The sequence below is a fragment of the Mesorhizobium sp. M2A.F.Ca.ET.039.01.1.1 genome (assembly GCF_003998035.1).
Taxonomy (GTDB): domain Bacteria; phylum Pseudomonadota; class Alphaproteobacteria; order Rhizobiales; family Rhizobiaceae; genus Mesorhizobium.
The window spans coordinates 1-3,296 of record NZ_RZRY01000680.1; the positions used below are offsets into that span (position 1 = coordinate 1).

Annotated in this window: 4 protein-coding genes; 1 reads left to right on the forward strand and 3 read right to left on the reverse strand. The window is 60.8% G+C overall.

All coding sequences use genetic code 11. The features are described from left to right. From EOA24_RS31715 to EOA24_RS31725, 3 genes are all read right to left on the reverse strand, one after another. On the reverse strand, nucleotides 1-905 hold a 905-nt coding region (locus EOA24_RS31715), incomplete at its 3' end, for a UDP-glucuronic acid decarboxylase family protein (RefSeq protein ID WP_133374708.1). Nucleotides 906-1,396: 491 nt separating this feature from the next. Next, a complete protein-coding gene (locus tag EOA24_RS31720) occupies nucleotides 1,397-1,750 on the reverse strand; it encodes a hypothetical protein (RefSeq protein WP_126078217.1) in 354 nt (117 codons plus the stop codon). A gap of 252 nt (nucleotides 1,751-2,002) precedes the next feature. Next, nucleotides 2,003-2,476 carry a carboxymuconolactone decarboxylase family protein gene (locus EOA24_RS31725; RefSeq protein WP_126061808.1) on the reverse strand — a complete coding sequence of 158 codons (474 nt, stop codon included), beginning with the start codon at nucleotides 2,474-2,476 and terminating at the stop codon, nucleotides 2,003-2,005. A gap of 84 nt (nucleotides 2,477-2,560) precedes the next feature. Between EOA24_RS31725 and EOA24_RS31730 the strand changes: the two genes are divergently transcribed. Beyond that, nucleotides 2,561-3,226: a TetR/AcrR family transcriptional regulator gene (locus EOA24_RS31730; RefSeq protein WP_126078216.1), complete on the forward strand. Its 666-nt coding sequence runs from the start codon at nucleotides 2,561-2,563 to the stop codon at nucleotides 3,224-3,226. Nucleotides 3,227-3,296 lie beyond the last annotated feature (70 nt).

A 3,296-nucleotide genomic window follows, 5' to 3' on the forward strand; every position in this document is an offset into this window, starting at 1 on the left:
GAAATGTCGGGTTTGCGCCGCCGGGGATCGTCGACGGGCAGCGGCCTGTGCACGATCCGCGAGCGGGAATTGGTGTAATCGAGGACGAATTCGGCCAGTTCCATGACGGTGAACTCGCCGGGGTTTCCGAGGTTGACCGGATGGTTCGGCCCCGCGGGCGACCGCATCAGCCGCATAAACCCTTCGATCAAGTCTTCGACATAGCAGAAGGAGCGCGTCTGGGTGCCGTTGCCATAGACGGTGATATCGTCCCCGCGCAGTGCCTGGACGATGAAATTGGACACCACGCGACCGTCATCGGGCCGCATGCGCGGCCCATAGGTGTTGAAGATGCGCGCCACCCGGATATCGAGGCCGTAGGTTCTCGCATAGTCAAAGAACAGCGTTTCGGCCGAGCGCTTGCCTTCATCGTAGCAGGCGCGCGGGCCATGCGTGTTGACGTTGCCGAAATAGCCTTCGGGCTGCGGATGAACCAGCGGGTCGCCATAAACCTCGGAGGTCGAGGCCTGGAATATCTTGGCGTTGTGGCGCCGGGCAAGTTCCAGAAGGTTGATTGCCCCGAGCACGCTGGTCTTGAACGTGTGGATGGGATCGGCCTGGTAGTGAGGCGGGGACGCCGGGCAGGCGAGGTTGTAGATCTCGTCGACGGCGATATCCATCGGCAAGGCATCGACAACGTCGTGGCTGATGCAGGTGAAGGCGGCGTCGCGCGCGATACCGGCTAGGTTGTATCTTTTGCCGGTGTGGAAATTGTCCAGGGCGATGACTTCATAGCCGTCCGCAAGCAGCCGCTCGCACAAATGAGAACCCAGGAATCCCGCTCCGCCGGTGACCAGGGCCCGGCCGCGATCGATGCTTTTTCGACCCGATCGAACCGGCTTCAGAACTTTGATGACCCTATTCATGCCAACCTCGTACGCACACACACTACCGTTCCGGGACGGGCATTGCCCGACCAGGTCACAACGGCGATTCCTCCGCAGAGGCAGAACCGCCTGCACTGATGTGCGTCATACTTTTCTGAGTTCGCGAGGCTGTCGCTCTACGGCTTGTCTTCGCCGCATAAGCGTCCCTTCCGCCCCTAAGTCGCGATCCACGAGTCGGTTGCCACCACCGCAGACTGCTCGCCCAAATTGCACACCCAACGCATACGAAGATATACCTGTGTCGGGGGTAGTCAACTAAATTAGCGTTTTGTTAACCTCACGTCTTTGCGAATGGTTAACCAAGGAGTGGGCGCACAGGGCGCATCAGCGGTGAGACGCTGCCCCGGAAAGCTTGGTAACGGCGCCGCGTTCATCGAATTGCGGCAGCAGGCCGGGAGAGGCTCTCGGCATCATCCTTGAAGCCTCGAAGCAACGTCAGCAAGACGCCGGGTCGAGATTGCGCATCGTGGCTAGATGTTCTCGGCGACCGCCCCGGCACTTCTGGCGAAGCAATGCGATTGCTGTCCAAAGCCGCTCGGGCCGCAAATAAAGTCAGCGTTCCCAAGATAAGGATTGATCCTTACCACAGGCGCCGAGCGAGACGGGCTCTCTGTATGGATGTGTCGGGTTGGTTTCAAGTCGATCAAGGCGGCGTTGCCGCTTTGCGACACGCTGAATGAGCTCGACTGACCGAAGTTGAAGTATTGGCAACCGGAAGTTGCCAACAACGCACCCAGGACAAAAAGACGGGGCAGGGCCTTCATTGGAATGCGAAAATTTTTGTTGAGGCAGGGCCGGCTTAAGCCTCGATAGGCCATCAGCATGAAGTAAAAATCCCCTCAAGCGCGCGGCGCTTATGTTCGAATCACGATTAGCCGCCCACCCCAACTCATTATGGCAACTTGGTTAATTTAGCGATAGCTGTTTGAACGCTTGCACGGATTTTCTGTTGCCGCAAGGGGCGAGACGGCTTACCGCCGGACATCCCGCCGGTGCCGGCCGGCAAAGCGTGGCAACAAAATGGCCCGCGTCGCCGCGGGCCATTTTTTCACCTTCGGTACCTTGTGCCTGAGCCCTCATTCTCCGCCCATCTCTTTCTTGAACTGGTCGAAATCGACCTGCATGCCGTTGAAGATGGTGCTCCAGTGACGCGTCAGCGCCGCCATGGCGACGGCTTCCTGGATCTCCTGGTCGGTGGCGCCGGCGTGCCTGGCGTTCTCGGTGTCCGACCAGATGCAGTAGCTGCAGGGGATCTGCGCCGCGACCGCCAGCGAGATCAGCGACTTCTCCTTCGGCGTCAGCGCCGTCTTGTCGCTGAGCTCGATGGCCTTGACCTCGGCCCACGCGCCGGGCAGACCGGCTTTCGGGAACTGTTTGACGAAGCTCGGCACGCCGCCCATCGTCGACTGGATGTCCTTGAGGGTGGCGTCGTAGTCATCAGCCCGGGCGGGCGCGGATGCGAGCGCCACGGCAAACGCGCCCGCGATGGCGATGAGCGAGGCGGAACGAAGGCAGGAATGCACGGCTGAGGCGATGCGAATGACTGACATGATGTTCTCCTCTGGTTTTTGTTAGCCTTACGATGTAAGGTATGCGAACGATGAACCTTACAGTGTAAGTTGTCAAGCGCCGCCATGGATGCATCGAGCAAAAGAAAGCGCCCCCGCGGCAAGCTCTCCCGCGAGATGATCGAGGATGCTGCCTTCAAGGTGATCGAGCGGGAAGGGCTGTCCGGCTTTTCGATGCGCAAGCTCGCCGCCAGGCTCGGCTGCGAGGCGATGAGCATCTATCACCACTTTCCCTCGCAGGCGCATCTCTACGAGGCGCTGGTCGACCGCCAGATGAGCGGGCTCGTCATACCTGGCGCTGATCTGCCCTGGCGCGAGCGGGCCCGCATCGGCATGCAGGAGTTCCGCCGTGTCGCCACCGAGCACCCGGCCTTCGCGCCCTTCATCGTCGTCTACCGCATGAACTCGCCGCCCTGCCTTGCCAAGCTCAACGCCATCATCGGCCTGTTCGAGGATGGCGGCTTCGGCCCCGAGCTTAGCGCCCGCCTGTTCCGCGCCGCCGGCTACTATCTGATGGGCGCAATCCTCGACGAGACGGCCGGCTACGCCAAGGGGCCTTCGGCCGTCACCACGGTCAGCGACGAGGAGCTGGCGCGCGACTATCCGAGCGTTGTGAAGGCCGGCGCCTATTTCGGCAGCGCCGGCTTCGACAAGACATTCGAGCTTGGCCTGGAAATGTTTCTGGACGAGATGGAGCGAGTCCGCGAAGCTGCCCGAGGGGAAGACCGCTAGAGCAGAAAAGTGTGGGCGGTTTTCCGTCCGGAATTGCGTCAAAAAAAGATAGAGCGGACAGCCGCTAGCC

What these genes read in the sequence shown, in the direction of transcription:
- EOA24_RS31720 (WP_126078217.1), bottom strand. Translation starts at nt 1,750, where the DNA reads ATGCTGATGGCCTATCGAGGCTTAAGCCGGCCCTGCCTCAACAAAAAT.
- EOA24_RS31730 (WP_126078216.1), top strand. Translation starts at nt 2,561, where the DNA reads ATGGATGCATCGAGCAAAAGAAAGCGCCCCCGCGGCAAGCTCTCCCGC.
- EOA24_RS31725 (WP_126061808.1), bottom strand. Translation starts at nt 2,476, where the DNA reads ATGTCAGTCATTCGCATCGCCTCAGCCGTGCATTCCTGCCTTCGTTCC.